14 protein-coding genes are annotated in these 16,526 nt (G+C 66.6%); 6 read left to right on the top strand and 8 right to left on the bottom strand.

Annotated elements, in window-relative coordinates; genetic code table 11:
* Positions 1–16: 16 nt before the first annotated feature.
* From EDF57_RS11495 to EDF57_RS11485, 3 genes are read right to left on the bottom strand one after another with little or no spacing between them, the layout of a single operon-like run.
* The gene (locus EDF57_RS11495; protein WP_134094350.1) at positions 17–256 is read right to left on the bottom strand and encodes a hypothetical protein; all 240 of its coding nucleotides are present in this window, start codon (positions 254–256) and stop codon (positions 17–19) included.
* Complete coding sequence (locus tag EDF57_RS11490) at positions 256–1,839, bottom strand: NAD(P)/FAD-dependent oxidoreductase (RefSeq protein WP_134094349.1); 1,584 nt, start codon at positions 1,837–1,839, stop codon at positions 256–258. The genes EDF57_RS11495 and EDF57_RS11490 overlap by 1 nt, the downstream gene beginning before the upstream one ends.
* Complete coding sequence (locus EDF57_RS11485; protein ID WP_134094348.1) at positions 1,839–2,648, bottom strand: SDR family oxidoreductase; 810 nt, start codon at positions 2,646–2,648, stop codon at positions 1,839–1,841. Before EDF57_RS11485 ends, EDF57_RS11490 begins: the two co-directional genes overlap by 1 nt.
* 113 nt (positions 2,649–2,761) lie before the next feature.
* Here EDF57_RS11485 and EDF57_RS11480 point away from each other — a divergent pair, with 113 nt between their 5' ends.
* A complete protein-coding gene (locus EDF57_RS11480) occupies positions 2,762–3,205 on the top strand; it encodes a helix-turn-helix domain-containing protein (RefSeq protein ID WP_134094554.1) in 444 nt (147 codons plus the stop codon).
* 27 nt (positions 3,206–3,232) lie between these two features.
* Here the strand turns inward: EDF57_RS11480 and EDF57_RS11475 are convergent, their stop codons facing one another.
* Genes EDF57_RS11475 through EDF57_RS11460 form a run of 4 tightly spaced genes read right to left on the bottom strand, consistent with a single transcriptional unit; the run spans position 3,233 to position 9,099 of the window.
* Positions 3,233–4,237 carry a LysR family transcriptional regulator gene (locus EDF57_RS11475; RefSeq protein WP_132266850.1) on the bottom strand — a complete coding sequence of 335 codons (1,005 nt, stop codon included), beginning with the start codon at positions 4,235–4,237 and terminating at the stop codon, positions 3,233–3,235.
* Positions 4,238–4,268: 31 nt separating this feature from the next.
* A complete protein-coding gene (locus EDF57_RS11470) occupies positions 4,269–5,189 on the bottom strand; it encodes an NAD-dependent epimerase/dehydratase family protein (protein ID WP_134094347.1) in 921 nt (306 codons plus the stop codon).
* Positions 5,190–5,198: 9 nt separating this feature from the next.
* Positions 5,199–6,602: a sulfatase-like hydrolase/transferase gene (locus EDF57_RS11465; RefSeq protein WP_134094346.1), complete on the bottom strand. Its 1,404-nt coding sequence runs from the start codon at positions 6,600–6,602 to the stop codon at positions 5,199–5,201.
* Between the two features lie 22 nt (positions 6,603–6,624).
* Complete coding sequence (locus tag EDF57_RS11460) at positions 6,625–9,099, bottom strand: TonB-dependent receptor (RefSeq protein WP_134094345.1); 2,475 nt, start codon at positions 9,097–9,099, stop codon at positions 6,625–6,627.
* Between the two features lie 137 nt (positions 9,100–9,236).
* Here EDF57_RS11460 and EDF57_RS11455 point away from each other — a divergent pair, with 137 nt between their 5' ends.
* Complete coding sequence (locus tag EDF57_RS11455) at positions 9,237–10,376, top strand: FAD-dependent monooxygenase (protein ID WP_134094344.1); 1,140 nt, start codon at positions 9,237–9,239, stop codon at positions 10,374–10,376.
* A gap of 78 nt (positions 10,377–10,454) precedes the next feature.
* Here EDF57_RS11455 and EDF57_RS11450 read toward each other — a convergent pair whose 3' ends face one another.
* Complete coding sequence (locus EDF57_RS11450) at positions 10,455–11,126, bottom strand: TetR/AcrR family transcriptional regulator (protein ID WP_243841018.1); 672 nt, start codon at positions 11,124–11,126, stop codon at positions 10,455–10,457.
* Between the two features lie 138 nt (positions 11,127–11,264).
* Here EDF57_RS11450 and EDF57_RS11445 point away from each other — a divergent pair, with 138 nt between their 5' ends.
* The 4 genes from EDF57_RS11445 (at position 11,265) to EDF57_RS11430 (ending at position 16,519) form a co-directional block, all read left to right on the top strand.
* Positions 11,265–12,263, top strand: a complete 999-nt coding sequence (locus EDF57_RS11445; protein WP_208324850.1) for an MBL fold metallo-hydrolase — start codon at positions 11,265–11,267, stop codon at positions 12,261–12,263.
* Between the two features lie 17 nt (positions 12,264–12,280).
* Positions 12,281–13,840, top strand: coding sequence for an alginate export family protein (locus EDF57_RS11440; protein WP_134094343.1), 1,560 nt, complete (start codon positions 12,281–12,283; stop codon positions 13,838–13,840).
* Between the two features lie 97 nt (positions 13,841–13,937).
* Positions 13,938–15,143 carry an MFS transporter gene (locus EDF57_RS11435; RefSeq protein ID WP_243841017.1) on the top strand — a complete coding sequence of 402 codons (1,206 nt, stop codon included), beginning with the start codon at positions 13,938–13,940 and terminating at the stop codon, positions 15,141–15,143.
* Between the two features lie 29 nt (positions 15,144–15,172).
* Positions 15,173–16,519: an MFS transporter gene (locus EDF57_RS11430; RefSeq protein WP_279587442.1), complete on the top strand. Its 1,347-nt coding sequence runs from the start codon at positions 15,173–15,175 to the stop codon at positions 16,517–16,519.
* The last annotated feature ends 7 nt before the right edge of the window (positions 16,520–16,526 follow it).

The following is a 16,526-nucleotide window of genomic DNA, read 5'->3' as shown; positions in this document are numbered from 1 at the left end:
CCGATGCGGCCAGCCTTCACCGGCGCCTGCGGAACAGCAGACTGACGATAAACAGGATCGTCCGCGCATCGAGCAGCTTCAGCGCGGCGCGCGCCTCCTCGGGCGTCACTTTCGCCACCATCGGCATGGCCCCGAAGATCTTGCCGCGAATGACGAGGTTCTCCCCGTCCCGCTCGATCCGGCGCACCGCCATCAGTTCCTTGTCCTGCGCGTCGAGGATGCGCATGACCGGCGCTTTCTTCTTGGCATCGGCCATCACACCCGCTCCCCGCAGACCTTGTCGAATTCGATGTCGAGGTCGTCCATCATCTGGATCGCCGTTGCCCGGCCCGCGCCGAACACGCCGCCGCCCGGGTGCATGAACGGCCCGACGAGGTAGAGTCCGTCGATCTGCGGCACCCGGAACGAGCCGAGATCCGGCGTCGGACGGTGGCCCACCGACTGGTAGAAGAACGGCGCGCAGCCGTGGATATCGCCCTTCAGGAAGCTGGCCGGGCTGTCGCGTTCATGATCGACGGGGGATCGGATCAGGCGGCCGGTGATGTTGTCGTCATCAAGGTTCGCGTAGAACTTGCGGTACTGCGCCAGCGCCTTGTCGGCGATCTCTTCCTTGCGTTCGTCCCACGAAGCCGGTCCGCCGGGCCAAAGATCGTAGGGAGCGAAGTTCACGCCGTAGAACACGCCCGCGCCTTCGGGGGCGCGGCTGGGATCGAAGATCGTGTTGTCCCCGCCCGCGATCAGCCGTTCGGACACTTCGCCGCGCCGCAGCTTGTCGTACTCCAGCAGCATGTCGCGCATGGTGTAGAAGTCCATCAGCTCGGTCATCATGGCATTGGTTTCATTGCCGACCTTGAGCCTGAGGCGCTCCTTCAGCGTCAGGTGCGTGAGGTTGATCGAGAAAGTGGACTGGGTGACCCGCTCCGCCCGCTCAAGCACCGGCTCGGGCGTTTCGGCCACGAACTTGCGCAGGACGTGCGGGTGGATCGCGCCGATCACGCCGTCCTTCGCCATGAAAGTCTCGCCGTCGATCAGTTCGAGGCCCGTGGCTTTGCCACCAGAGACGATCACCCGGCGCACTTCGGCATTGCAGCGCACTTCGCCGCCGAAATGCCCGATCGCGCGGATCAGCGCGTGGCTCAGTTGGCCGGAGCCGCCCTTGGGCATCGAGCAGCCATAGGCATGGATGATCCCCGGCATCAGGAAAGCGCCCATGCCGGTGCCCAGTTCATCGGGCATCTGCAGGTTCTCGGTGACCATGCGGACGATGTGAATGCGCAGCAGGTCGCTTTCGAAATACTGGTTCACCACATCGAGCGCGGAACGCTGCATGACGTCGAGCAGGAAGCGCCCTTCGTCCGACTGGTCCATCATCGCCACGAAAGCGCCCATCGGGAACGGCGGGGCGTAGAGGCCGGACATGAACATCGGCAGCGCCGCCATCGATGCGGTGGCGAACTTGCGATAGGCCTCCGCATCCCGGGGCGAGAACATGGCGATTTCCTCGCAAGTGCGGTCCAGATCGCGCCAGGAACGCACCATCGTCCCGTCTTCCCAGATCGAGGCGTGGGGCAGTTCGGGGTAGATGTATTCCAGGCCGAATTTGCCCAGCAGGCCCAGCTCGTCCTCGCGCAGCATCGGGTTGCCCTGGATCATGATGTGCACGTTGGAGTGCTCGTCATGCCAGAAGCCGGGCTGGATCAGTTCGCGCGTGGAAACGCCCCCGCCGTAGTGGGGCTTACGCTCCAGCACGATCACCTTCTTGCCCGCCTTGGCCATGTAGGCGGCGGCGACGAGGCCATTGTGGCCCCCACCCATGACGACGATGTCGTACTGGCTCATCACTGTTCTCCCGAAAAGAAGGCCCGGAACTGTGCGATTCCGGGAACGTGGCTGGCGCAGCCGCCATCGGCGACGAGCACTTGCCCGGTAATGTTGCGCGCCGCGTCGGAGGCGAGGAAGGCGACTGCCTCGGCAATGTCCTCCGGCTCACCCAGACGGTCGCGCAGGGTTTCGTCCTCCACCGCCTGGCGCAGCACGGGCGGGAACGCTTCGCGCAGCGCCGGGGTCATCGTCATGCCGGGGGCGACCGCGTTGCAGCGCACGCCGTGGAGGCCGTGGCTGGCGGCGATGGCGCGGGTCATCTGGATCACCGCCGCCTTGGACGAGGAATAGGCCGCCTGGATCATGTGGCCCTGCAGCGCCAGGTTGCTGACGGTGTTGACGATGTTGCCGCGTGTCTCGCGCAAGTGCGGCAGGGCGGCGCGGCAGGCGATCATCGTGCCGCGCACGTTGACCGCGTAAGTCCGGTCCCAGAGCGCGGTGGCCATGTGCTCCACGTCGCCATCGGCCTGCGCGATGTCGGGGCCGAGCAGCGCGGCGTTGTTGTGCAGCACGTCCAGCCGGCCGAAATGCGCGAGCGTCCGGGCGATCAGCGCCTCGATCGAGGCTTCCTGCTCCAGATCGAGAGGCACCGCAATGGCACCGGGCAGTTCCTCGGCGAGCGCCGCCGCGGCCTCTTCCGCAATGTCCGCGATGACGACCCGCGCGCCGCGCGCCGCCATCAGCCGCGCTGTCGCCGAGCCGATCCCTCCTGCCCCGCCGGTGACGACGGCCACTTTCCCGTCGAGGCGGATGGCGTCGATGGCCATGTTTCTCTCCCGTTTGCGAGCCAGCGATTGACCCTGTCCTCACTGGTCATAAAGTGGCCTTCGATGGTGAGAAGACGGCACTTTTTTGTACCCTCGGGCGGACCGGCGCGATGATGGCAGAGGCGGAGGACGACCTGCCCACGCGGCCGGGCATCGTCGCGCTGGCGGCCGACATGGCGGCGCATGGCACCGCCCGCGATGCGCCGGTGCGCAATGTCATGGGGGCGCTGGGAGACCGCTGGACCACGCTGGTGCTGCTGGTGCTGACCACCGGGCCATGCCGCCATGCCGCGCTGCGCCGGTTGCTGTCGGACTTGTCCAACGAAGGCGACGTTTCGCAGCGTGTGCTGACGCAGAAGCTGCGCGCCCTGGAACGCGACGGCTTCGTGGAGCGGAGCATCAGTGCGGACGTACCGCCGCGCGTCAGCTATGCCCTCACCCCGCTGGGGAGGGCGCTGGCCCTGCAGGCGCGGGCGATGATAGACTGGGTCAATGCCAACGAGGGTTCCATCCTTGCCGCACGCGTCGCTTTCGACGCGCGCGAGGCGGAGGACTAGGCCGTCAATTCCTGGACCGCAGGCCGCTCAGCGCGGCGGCTGAGGGTGGTTCATCCGATACTCGACTTCCAGCGCGTCGCGGTCGATCCGCTGCGCGGCGAACGCCACGACATTGCCGGGTTCGTCGACCTTGCGCGCGGCGATGAGCTGGAGGCGCTCGACGATCCAGCGCAGGGCGCGGTCGTTGCTGTTGGACAAGTGCCACTGCAGAGCCTCGCGGATCGGCGGGAAATCGAACGGGATCTCCCGCATGATGAGAGGCATGTTCTGCACCACCTGCTCGGCCAGGCGCCGGTGGATCGTGGCGATCCGGTTGGTATTGATCACCAGGCCCGAGATCGAGAGGAACGTCGGCGCCACCACCTCGACGCGCCGCTGCTGCTTCTGGCGGCGCACGAACCAGTCGTCGAAGGCGGGGACCCGCGCCTTGCCGAACCGCGCCGTGACGTGGCCGAGTTCGAAGTAGACGTCCTTGGTCATCGGCCCCTGCATCGCCGGATTGCCCTCCCAGCCGACCACGACATAGTCGTCCTCGAACAGGATCAGGCTGGGGTGATCGGCGGAAATCGCGTAATCGATGGTCAGCAGGAGATCGATGTAGCCGCGTTCGAGCGCCTCGATCGGAAAGTCGTTCATCGGCTGGATCTCGAAGCGCATCTGCGGGGCATCGCGCTCGAATTCCGACAGCGCCTCGGCCAGCAGGACCTGCGTGGAATAGTCGGAGGCCATGATCCGCACTTGCCGGTCGGCGGTCATGGGATCGAAGGCCGGGGCGACCGAGATGGTCGTGCGGATCTGCTCCAGCACCGCGCGGACCGGTTCGATCAGTTCCTCGGCGCGGGTGGTGAGGATCATGTTGCGGCCCTTCACCACCAGCAGATCGTCTGCGAAATACTCGCGCAGGCGGCCCAGCGCGCTGGAGGTTGCCGATTGCGAGAGGCAGAGCCGGTCCGCCGCGAGCGAGACGCTCTTCTCGCTCAGCAGCGCATCGAGCGCGACCAGCAGGTTGAGGTCCAGTCTTCCAAAACGCATTGCCATCTCCCGCTCCCCGTTTCGCTAGTGGTTATTCCAAAGTCGAAAGGGCGCTGGCGACGAGACTAGCAGCATCGCCGTCATGCGCGAAGCCCGCATGATCCGCCGCCGGCGTGGCAAGCGGCGGCTGCGCGGCAAAGGCGGCCTCCAGCGCAGCGTCAGGCTCGTAGCGCACGAGATCGGCGGAGACGCCGCACTGGCGCGCGATCTCGGCGGCAAGCTCACCCATCGTCAGGCGCAGCGCCGGCAGCGTCACCGCGCGGGTCGGCGGCAGCAGCGCGGTATCGAGCGTCAGGGCGTGTACGAAGTTTCGCGCCGCGCATTCCAGCGATTCCGCCCAGATCGTGCCCGCGGCCGAGACCGGACACGTGAAGGCCTCGCCCGCCTTCAGGGCATGGAACAGGTTCGACATGAAAGCCGATTTCATGCCCGAAGGCCCTTTCGGCCGCGCGAGGATGCCGGGCAGGCGCACCGTCACGCCGTCGATCAGCCCGCGGTTGGAGAACATCGCCACGGCATGCTCCATCATCGCCTTGTGCCCGCCGTAGATCATCCTGGGCGAAAGCGGGGTCCGGTCGTCGACATGCGCCGGCAGCGGATCGCCATAGACCGCGATCGAGCTGGCATAGGCGACCCGCAAGCCCGGCGTGCGCGCGCTTGCCTCCAGCAGCAGGTCGTACATGGCATCGATGTTGATCCGGCGCGAAGCCAGAGGATCGGCCTCCGCCGCACCGCCCGGCACGGTCGCGAGGTGGACGAGCGCGTCGCAGCCCTCCGCCAGAGCTTGCGCCCGCACGGCGGCATCGCCCAGATCGCCTTCCACCGCCTGCGCGCCGGCGGGAATGGCCCCTGCATGGCTGTCGATCCCCACGACCGCGTGGCCCGCATCCAGCAGGCGGCGAACCAGTTGCCGGCCGACGAAACCGCCGGCGCCGGTGACGAGCACTTTCACGTTCTTCTCCTAGTATCTGTCCGAGTACGCCTTGCGCACGTCCTCGGAATATCCATCGACGCGGTAGGGCAGCATCTGGGCATTCCAGCCGTCCCAAAGGCTTTTCAACTCGGCCAGCTTGGCGGGCTCGGCAGCAGCGCGTTCGGCGCGTTCGTGCTCGTCCTCGGCCAGGTTGTAGAGGTGTTCCTTCCCGCCGAGTTTCACGTATTTCCAGTTGCCCTGGCGCACGGCGGCCTGCTCGTTCGCCTTGAAGCGCCAGAACAGGGTGCGCGGCACCGATGCCGCCTTGCCGGTCAATTGGGCGGAGAGGTCAACACCGTCGAACTTGCCCGCCTTGGCCACGTCACCCCCGGCCATCGTCAGGAACGTCGGCAGGAAATCCATCGAGGCCATGACCTGATCGGAGATCGATCCCGGCGCGATCTGCCCGGGCCAGCGCATCAGGATCGGCACGCGAATGCCGCCTTCCAGCACTTCTCCCTTGTGGCCGATGAAGGGCCAGGTTTCCGAGAAGCGCTCGCCCCCGTTGTCGCTGGTGAAGACGACGATGGTGTTGTCCGCCTTGCCGGTGCGTTCCAGCGCGGCCAGCACTTTGGCGACGTTCTGGTCCATCGCCTCCACCATTTCCTTGTACTTGGCGAGATTGCCCCCGTCATAGTGGAAGGAATTGGGCAGGACTTTGGCCACCGCCGCATCCTCGCGCCCTTCCCAGGGCCAGTGCGGGGCGTTGAAGTGGAGGGACAGGAACAGCGGTTTGTCGCCTGCCCCCTCGATGGTCTTGACCGCCTCGTCCCCGAACAAGTCGGTGAGGTAGCCCTCGCGCCGTTCGGGCGCATTGTTCTGGGCAAGGCCCACGCCGACGTCCTTGCCGCCCATGACCATGTGATGCCGGAAATAGTCCGCCGCGCCTTCGACGACGCCGAAGAACTCGTCATAGCCGTGCTGGAGCGGGCCGTGTTCGGGCGGCTCGCCCAAGTGCCACTTGCCGATCAGCTTGGTGTGATAGCCCCGGTCGCGCAGGACCGAGGCGATCGTCGGACGGTCCAGCGACACCCCGATATGCGGCGGCGCGCCGGGGCCCAGCGGTTCCTCGATACCGATGGCGAAACGCTGGGCGTAGCAGCCGGTCAGCAGCGCCGTGCGCGTGGGCGAGCAGATCGGCGTGCTGGCATAACCCTGCGTCAACCGCACCCCGTCACGGCCGAGACTGTCGATGGCCGGCGTGCGGATCGCATGCGATCCGGTGGCGGAAAGGTCCGCATAGCCGAGGTCGTCAGCCATGATGTAGACGATGTTCGGCAGGCGTCCCGAAGGAGGGGCCGGGCGGGCAAGCGCCCTTCCCGGCCCGGCAAGCGCGACGAGTGCGGTCGTCGCGCCCAGCCATCCCAGCACCCGGCGGCGATCGGCAGGCATCCTCGTTTCCTCGGCCATATTCTCAGAAGCTCGCCGAGAGACGCAGGCCATAAGTGCGCGGCGCGGTATAGCGCGCCACGGCGAAGCCGATGGGCGAAGACTGCGGCGTGGCGATCCTGCGCTTGTTCTCGATATTCTGGATATAGGCCCCGATCGAGAAGCCGCCGTCCGCCATGCGCAGGGTCAGGTTGGCGTCAGTCAGCCAGTAGGGCCGGATCTTCTCGAAATCGAGGTACTCGAAGGCGCCGTACTGCGAAGAACGCCAGGACGTGTTGACGCTGCCGACCAGTTCGTACTTGTCACCCAGCGGCACGATCTGTTCCGCGCCCAGGTTGATCGTCCACTTGGGCGAATAGAGCAGCGGACGTCCCGAACAGTCGAACGCCAGGATCGGGGTGCTCCCGTCGCTGAGGAAGTTGCCCGTGGCGGTATAGGGACAATTGATGTTGTTGCGCGGCGATGCGGTTGTAAGCGTCAGCTCCTTGTACTCGGTGTCGAGATACTGGACCTTGGCGGAAAGCGTGGTGCTGCGCATCGGCTTGACCATGAGATCGACGTCGAAGCCCTTGATGTCGGCACGGCCGGCATTGTCGATGGTGTTGATAAGGACGGAATCCGGCGAAACCGTGAAGTAGTTGATCTGCTGGTCCTTGTACTTCCAGTAGAAGGCTTCGAGGTTGAGCTGGACACGGTCGTTCAGGAAGCGGTTCTTCGATCCGATCGTATAGGCCGTGATGAATTCGGGATCGTAGCTGGGATTGCCTTCGGAGAGCTGGAAGCCGCCGGCACGGTAGCCGCTTTCCACCGAAGCATAGAGCAGCGATTCCGGCGCAATGTCGAATTCGGCACCCGCCTTCCAGGTCACGCGGCTGAACTTGCCGGAATCGACCACAGGATAATAAGTCTTCTGGATGATCCCGGCCCCGTTCAGCAGCGGATAGAACTGCCCGTTCGCATCGTCGGTGCTGCCGGGCGCGATATAGCCGTTTTCGATCAGCCAGTTCACCGTCTCGCCCGTCGTGGTGAAATTGGGGAAGTGAGGGAGATTGCCCGGCACCGCGCAGCCCTGCGCGAACGATCCCGGCGGCGTGACGGGCGGCAGCCCGCCGCAATAGGCGATGAAGTTGTTGATGATGCCGTTGATCGACTTCTTGTCGTGCGTATAGCGCAGGCCGCCGATCAGCCGGAACTGGTCGGTGACATGGGCGGTGAGCTGGCCGAAGGTGGCCCAGCTGGTGGTCTTGTGGGTATAGCGCTGGATGGGCAGCACGAATTCCTGGTTGTATTCGCCGACGTTGCGGATCTTCTCGTCGAAATAGAAGCCGCCCACGACGTAATCGAACATCCCCACTTTGCCCGCAAGGCGCGCTTCGAGACTGGCCTGGCGGTCCTGCTCGTCGTTATAGGCAGTGTTGAAGGCGGGTCCGTAGAAGTAGGTCGTGAAGTCCGTCTTGCGATAGGCTGGCAGCACCGTCAGCGTGCCGATTCCGGTTTCCAGCGTGACTTCGGCATTGAGCCCCCAATAGGTCGCGTCGATCATCTGCTGCCGGTTAAGCGCATTCAGGAAGCCGAAGCCGGGCGCGCCGAGCTGGGTCTGGCGATAGGCATTGGCCGCATCCGTGTTGAAGCCCTCGGACGATCCCAGCCCCGTCGCGGGCGCGAAAGTGAAGCCGTTGGGGCCGGGCGTGAAGGCGCCGATATAACTCGATCCCGCGCCCACGCCGCCGACATGGGTATAATCGCCGCCGAAACGGATGCTGAGCTTGTCGGTAGGCTCGAACAGCAGTTGCGCGCGGATGCCGCTGCGGTTGGCATCGTCGCTGCCGTCGCGATTGTAGCCGTCGTGGTACTGGTGGGTGGCGGCGACGCGCAAGGCGGCGTTGTCGCCCAGGCCAAGGTTGAAGAACCCTTCCGCGCCCACGGCGTCGTAATTGCCCACCGAAAGCGTGAAACCGCCGGAATTGCGGCCGAGTTCGGGACGGTTGGGAATGATGTTGACCGCGCCGCCGGTAGCGTTGCGCCCATAGAGAATGCCCTGCGGCCCCTTCAGCACTTCGACGCGCGCGAGGTCGTAGAAGGCCGAGCCGAAGGCACCGGCCGCCCGGCCCAGCACCACGCCATCGTAGCTGGGGGTGACGGCGGGATCGTTGTAGCTGTTGTTGGTGATATTGCCGACGCCGCGCAGGAAGATCGAGGTGTTGGATCCGCCGCCATTGGTCACGGTCAGCGCGGGAACCGCCTTGTTCAGGGCGTCGGCCTGGGTGATGCCCTGCCGGATCAGGTTCTCGCCGCCCACGGCATCGATGGCGATGCCCGCGCTCTGGAGCGTTTCCGAGCGGCGCTGCGCGGTGACGATGATGTCCCCGATTCCCGCGTTGTCCGGCGCCGGCGGGCTCGCGGCGGGTGCCGCCTCCTGCGCCGCGGCCGGCGCGGCGGCTGCGGAAACGGCGAGCGCCAGGACGGCCAGACTCGATGAATGGATAAGTCGATTGCGCATGGCGCTCCTCCCGTTGTGTTTGTTCTTGGCCACAGGGCTAGCCAAGCCATCGCTCCCGGTCACACCGATTGTATCGATGGCCAGGCATCCACAGTTCGGATTTGTCTGGCGGAGCGGGCGCGCTACCTCTCGTCGTCATGATACGGGAGAGCATCAGCAGCATCGCCACGGCACTGGTCGTGGGCGGGGGGATCGGCGGCATGGCCACGGCCATCAGCCTTGCGGAACGCGGCGTCAGGGTGGACCTGATCGACCTCGATCCGGAATGGCGGGTCTATGGCGCGGGCATAACCATAACCGGGCCGACCTTGCGGGCCTATCGGCGGCTCGGCCTGCTGGAGGAGATCAAGAAGGCCGGCGCCATCACGAACAAGACCCGCCTGTTCCGCCATGACGGCACGCATCTCCACGATCTCGACGAACCCGTGATCGAGGAAGGTCTGCCCGCAACCGGCGGCATCATGCGCCCGGTGCTGCACCGGATCATGCAGCGCCGGGTGCAGGACCTTGCCATCCCCGTCCGCCTGGGGCTGACCGTTACCACGCTCGAAACCGACGAAACCGGCGTGGACGTCACCTTCTCGGACGATAGCACGGGCCGCTACGACCTCGTTGTCGGGGCCGACAGCGTCTATTCCACCGTACGCGAGATCGCTTTCCCCCACATGGCCCCGGCGCAGCCGACCGGCCAGGGCTGCTGGCGCATCTCGATCCGCAAGCCCCCCGGTCTGGAGGCGGGGGAATTCTTCCTGGGCCACGACAACCCCTGCGGCATCACCGCCTGCAGCCCGGACAGTGTCTACATGTGGATGCTCACGCCTCACGAACCGCGCGAAACCTTCATGGACGAAGAGGAACTCTATACCACCCTGAAGGGGCTGCTCGCGGACTTCGGCGGCAATGCCGGATGGATCCGCGACAACATGACGCGGGGGGACTGGATCAACTACCGCCCGCTCTCCGCCGCGCTCCAGCCCCGGTCCTGGAGCAACGGGCGGATCGTGCTGGTGGGCGATGCGGTTCACGCCACCACCCCCCATCTGGCCTCCGGCGCCGGGATGGCGGTGGAAAGCGGCGTCGTCCTGGCCGAGGAACTGGCCCGGGCAGACACGGTCGCAGAAGGTCTGGCTGCCTACGAGGAACGCCGCTTCGAACGGTGCCGCGATGTGATCGAAAGCAGCGTGGGCATCGGCAGGTTGCAACTGGAGCACGGCTCACCGGACCGGCACAAGGCCTTGCTGGAAGGCGCGCTGGCCCGGCTCAACGAGCCGTTCTGACCGCGCGCGCGAGGGATGGGGGCGCTTCGGCGCCCCCCTTTCGCACAGGCACGCCCGGCCAAGCCCGGGCGCCGTGGGTCAGGCCGGGATCGGCGGCAGCTTCATGGTCGCCAGCATCGCGTCCTCCAGCAGGGCGGGAAATTCGTCGCTTTCGAGGACGAAAGGGCCGGGCCGGTTGATCAGGGTATTGTTGAGCACCCCGTACATCACCTGGAAGGCGAAGCGCACCCGTTCCAGGCTCACGTGCTCCGCGTCGATTGCCGGCAGCGCCAGCAGGCGCTCGATATAGGCGCTCGCCAGGTTCTGGGCATTGCGGCGAAACGGCTCCCACGCCTGTTCGGCATCGAGGCTGACCTTGAAGGCAGACCTGAAGAAGGTCGACTGGCGCAGATAGCGGTCGACTTGCGCCTTCACCAGCCTGGGCAGGATCTCCTCGAAGGGCGCCTCGCGCACGATGCCTTCCAGAAGCGGGCCCGATTCCGCCGCGGCGAAGACCATGACCGCCTTGAACAGCGTGATCTTGTCTGGGAACCGCGAATAGAAGGCCCCCGTCGAGCAGCTTGCCGCCGCGCAGATATCGATGATGCTGACATCATCGAAGGGCTGGTTGCGCGCGATGGCAAGCGCCTCGCGAATGAGGCGATCGCGCAAGGCGCGGCTGCGCGATTGCACGGCGGGCGTCACCCCTACTTTCGCCAGGTCATCCTCGATCTCGATCGCCACCGCCGCCTCCGTCATGGACAGAGGCATTGCCGATAGCGCGCCGCTTGTCCACGTTTCCATAAACCGAATGAGATTCGCATTCTGGTTGACTCGCTCTGCGGGGCGATGTTAGGCGAAGGCCAACAAGCCCGATCAGGGCTGGATCCCAGAGTGGAGAGGAGTTCCATGAATTTCGCGTCGCGCATCCCCATGCTCAACCGCCGCGGCCTGCTGCAGGCGGCCATGACCACCGCTGCCGGCGGCCTGCTGGCCGGTTCCGCCTTTTCGCTGCTCGCCCAACCGGCCAGCACCGCCAAGGCCTCGGCAAAGGGTGCGAAGCTGGTGCTGCTCGGCACCAAGGGCGGTCCCCGCGTGGGCGGCACCCGCTCCAACCCGGCCAATGCCCTGGTGGTGGACGGCAAGGTCTACGTCATCGACACCGGCATGGGCGTGACCGCGCAAATCGTGAAAGCCGGGCTCGGCCTCGCCGATATCCGCGCGATCTTCATCTCGCACATGCATTCGGACCACCAGCTCGAATTCGGCAATCTCGTCTACAACATGTGGGCCGCAGGCGCGCTGCGCAGCCCGGTCGACGCCTATGGCCCGGTGGGCATAGAGGCGATGGCGGCGGACTTCTGGCGCCTCAATCACATGGACATCGCCACCCGCATGTCGGACGAGGGCCGCGTCGATCCCGCCACGCTGCTGCGCGCGCATGATTTCGCCCCGAAGCAGGGGCCGGTCATGTCTGACGGCGGCGTGAAGGTCTCCGCCTTCACCACCCCCCACCCCCCGCTCGACAACCTGGCCTATCGCTTCGAAACGCCTTACGGCAGTGTCGTCTATTCGGGCGACACCGCCTACAATCCCGCCCTGGCCGATTTCGCCAAGGGCGCCGACGTGCTGGTTCACGAAGTGCTCTACGTCCCCGGCGTGGACGAACTGGTGAAGCGGGCCAACGGCACTCCCACTTTCCGCAACCACCTGATCGAGAGCCACACCACCGCCGAACAGGTCGGCCGGATCGCCGCCCGCGCCGGAGTCGGGAAGCTGGTGCTCAGCCACTTCGTGCCCGGCGACATGGAGTGGATCACGGACGACATGTGGCGCAGCGAAGTGGCCAGGCACTTCAAGGGCGAGATCGTGGTCGGCCGCGATCTCATGGAAATCCCCCTCGGATAAGCCGCGAGAGGACGATCATGCGCAACCGGACTTTTCCGCTGCGCGATCGGGGCCTCACCGGATGCGTGACGATCGGACTGCTCTTGCCGGGCTGCGCTTTCGCAGCCACGGGCGATGACGTGCAGCCGGTTCCCGCGCAGACGGTGGTCGCCGCGTCGCCGCAGCCCGTCATTCCCGCCGGCACCCCGGCACGCGATCCGCTGAAGTCGCCCTATCCGGCCGAAGCGGACGGACAGGGGCCGCGCACCGGACCCAACTACATGATGCTGCGCGGGGCGGAAGACTGGCGCTTCCTGCGAAGCCAGAAGGCGAAGCGGGAATGGGCCTCTCCGCTCAAGTTCATTCCGCTGGCGGCGGACGGCGACGTCTCGCTGACCCTGAACGGCGACCAGCGCGCCAGCGTCAGCCTTTCCACCCGGCCCCTGCTTTCCGACACGACCAACCGCGTGGAAGTGCTCTCGCGCACGACTCTGGGCGCCGACCTCAGGATCGGCCCCGCGGTACGCTTCTACGGCGAACTGGCGTCAGGCCGGATCTTCGGGAAGAACGAGAACCGGCACATTGCGATCCAGCAGAACGACCTGATCGTCCAGCAGCTCTTCGCCGAAGTGCGCGCGCCGGTCGGCGCGGGCACGGCACGGGTGACGGTGGGCCGGCAGGAGTTCTTCGACGGCCCCCGCTTCATCATCAGCCCGCGCGAAAATCCCAACATCCGCGTCTCGATGAACGGCGCCCGCCTGTCGATGGACTGGCGGCGGTTCCGCTTCAGCGCCTTCCACTTCGTGCCGACCGAGCAGGGCACCGGCCTGCTGGACGACAAGATCGGCAACGGCGAGACCCTGAGCGGTATCTACTCCAGCTTCGTGGTTGCCGGCGGCGCGCCCAAGGGCCGCACGGCGGTCTACCTCGATCCTTTCTACTATCACTTCGAGGACGACGACCGCACCCTAGGCCGCCTTTCCGGCAAAGACCGGCGCGAGACCTACGGCGCGCGGCTCTGGGGCCACCTCGGCCCGGTCGCCTTCGACTGGACGGCGATGAAGCAGGACGGCCGTTTCGGCGCCCGCGCCGTCGATGCCTGGGCCGTGAGCACCAACCAGTCGGTCGCGCTGGCCAAGGGCGCCTCGTCGCCCCGGCTCGGTTTCCATGCCGATTATGCCTCGGGCGGCGGCACTTTCGACAGTTCGGGCAAAGTCGGCTCGTTCAACTTCCTCTATAACGCCACGATCATTTTCAGCGACGACAATTACCTGGGCGCGGTCAACCTGATGGGCGTGGCGCCGACGCTGGTGGTGCCGGTGACGAAGACATTCTCACTGACCGGCGAAACCGGGTTCTACTGGCGCCCGGACCAGAACGACGCCGTCTATCGCGGCAACTCGCAAGTCTACGCCGGCACGCAGAACGTGGCGGGCAAGCATGTCGCCAATGTCGCCCGCCTCAAGGCGAACTGGGCGCTGAACCCGCATGTCGCACTCACCGGCTTCGTAAATTACGTAGACGCCGGAAAGGTCTTACGCCGCGCGGGTTATGGCGATAACCTGTTCGTCCAGACAATGATGACCCTGCGGTTCTGACGCGGTGGCCGGTTCCGCTTTCCCGATGGTCGCATCTGCCGGGACGGGGGCCTGCCCCCCGTGGCGCGGCCGGGCGGCGGGAGACGGTGTGCGGGTGGTGCGGTCCAAGGGACGCGAACGGCAAGTGGTCCTCTACTGCGCCATGGCCCTGTTCGTCAGCGGCTATGCGTTCCAGGCCCTGAGCTTCTCGATGCCCGGACTGGTCCACGACTGGCAGCTCGAAAGCGCGCTGATCGGCCCGTTGCTGTCCTCCGCGATCTTCGGACTGCTCCTGGGCTACATCTTCGTCGCGCCGTTGGCCGATCGCGTGGGCGAAAGGCCGGTGCTCTGCGGGGCCATGCTGGGCCTGGCGCTGGCAACGATGGTCTGCGTGGTCGCGCCGGGGTTCGAAGTGCTGTTCCTCGGCCGGGTGCTGACCGGCATCGCCATAGGCGCCGCCCTGCCCAGCGCGGTTTCCATCGCCAGCCAGCATGGGCGCATGCGCTGGCGCGGCGCGCAAGTGGTGGGGATCTATGTCGCCTTCTCGCTCGGCTTCCTGGCGGCAGGGCTGGTAAGCGGCTGGGTCGTCCCCCGCTCCGGCTGGCGCGCGCCCTGGGGAGCGACCGTGCCCCTGGCCCTGCTCATCGCCGCGATGCTCAGCGCGGCGCTGCCCGTCGAGGAGATCAAGCCACGGAGCGCCAGCCCCCTCGCCGCCCTCTTCGCGCCGCGCCTGCGCGCCGGAACGGTGCTGTTCTGGATCATGTTCTCGATCGGGCTGGGCCTGTTCTACGCGCTCCAGTCCTGGCTTCCGCTGCTGACCGCGCGCGAGGGGCTGTCCTATTCCAGCGCCGTCGCGGCAACCAGCATGTTCACGCTGGGCACCGCGCTGGGCGCCTTGCCGATGATCTGGTGGGCGGACCGCATGGGCCCGTTCCGCGCCCTCGTGGCGATGAGCGCGGTAGGGCTGACCGGCATCGTCTTCCTCGGCACTTTCGCGGCCAGGGGCGGCGCACCGTTCCATGCCGCCGCCATGCTGGCCGGGGTCGGCATCGGCGGCGGGCAGAAGGGCATGATCGCCGCCGCCTCGCTGTTCTATCCCCCCGCCGCGCGCGCAACCGGCCTGGGCTGGGCACTGGGCCTGGGACGGATCGGCGCGGCCTGCGGGCCGCTGCTGATCGGCTACCTGACGATGCGCGATGTCGAAAGCGGCACCTCGCTGCTGTGCCTCGCGCTGCCGGTGCCCCTGGTCATGATGGCCGCGGGGTGCCTGGAACGAACCTACGGCCGGATCGACCGCGCCGTTCACCATCCGCCGTCGCTTTAGGGCGTAAACGCGCAAGACCGGACATGACGATGACCAGAGATCCCCAATCCATCCTGTCGCCCCAGACTATCCTGTCCAAGGGAACGATGCGACCCCTGCAAATCGCGGCAGTGACGCTCTGCGTGCTGCTCAACGCGCTTGACGGGTTCGACGTGCTGGCGATCAGCTTCGCCTCGCCGGGCATCGCCTCGGAATGGGGGATCGACCGGGCCGCCCTTGGCCTGGTGCTGTCGATGGAACTGATCGGCATGGCGGTGGGCTCGGTGGCGCTGGGCAACCTGGCCGACCGGATCGGACGGCGGCCGACGGTGCTGGCCTGCCTCGTCATCATGGCGGGCGGCATGGCCATGGCGACGACGGCCAGTTCGGTGGTGAACCTCTCGATCATCCGGCTCGTCACCGGGCTGGGGATCGGCGGCATGCTGGCCTGCACCAATGCCCTGGTGGCGGAGTTCTCCAACGACCGCCATCGCAACCTGGCGGTGGCGATCATGGCGGCAGGCTATCCGATGGGCGCCATCGTCGGCGGCTCGATCGCCACCGGCCTGCTGGCGACCGGCCACTGGCGCGACGTCTTCATGTTCGGCGCGGTAGTGACGGCCGTGTTCCTGCCGATCGCCTGGTTCCTCCTGCCGGAATCGATCGGCTTCCTGCTGCAGAAGCGCGGCCCCGGCGCGCTGGAGCGGATCAACGCCACCTTGCGCCGCCTCGGCCACGAAACGGTCGACGCGCTTCCGCCTGCGCCCCTCACCGCCGCCAGAGCGTCCATCGCAGAGCTTTTCGCCCCCGGCCTCGCGCGCAGCACCGTCCTGCTGACGCTCGGCTACTTCTGCCACATCATGACCTTCTACTTCATCCTGAAGTGGATCCCCAAGATCGTCGTGGACATGGGCTATGCCGCATCCAAGGCGGGCGACGTATTGGTCTGGGCGAATGTCGGCGGCCTGGCCGGAGCCACGCTGCTGAGCCTGCTGACTTACCGGATCGCGGTGCGCAAGCTGGTGATCGTGGCCATGCTGGCCTCCACCGTACTGGTTTCGCTGTTCGGCCAGGGACAGGAGACCCTCGCCGGACTGGCGCTGATCGCCGGAGCGGCGGGCTTCTGCACCAATGCCGGCGTGGTCGGCCTCTACGCCCTCTTCGCCAGGGTCTTCCCCACACAAGTGCGCGCGGGCGGCACCGGCTTCGTCATCGGCATCGGCCGGGGCGGTGCCGCGCTCGGCCCGATCGTCGCGGGCTTCCTGTTCAATGCCGGGTTCGGCCTGTCGATCGTCTCCGTTCTGATGGGCATGGGCTCGCTCGTCGCGGCAGGAGCATTGCTCCTGCTGCGCGAGCGGGACGACCAGCCCTCGGGCGAGCCGTCCGCTCAGGCCTGAGAGGCCT

The organism is Novosphingobium sp. PhB55 (assembly GCF_004368805.1).
Lineage (GTDB): Bacteria > Pseudomonadota > Alphaproteobacteria > Sphingomonadales > Sphingomonadaceae > Novosphingobium.
Note: the sequence above shows the minus strand (reverse complement) of the source record. Positions and strands in the feature narration are given on the sequence as shown.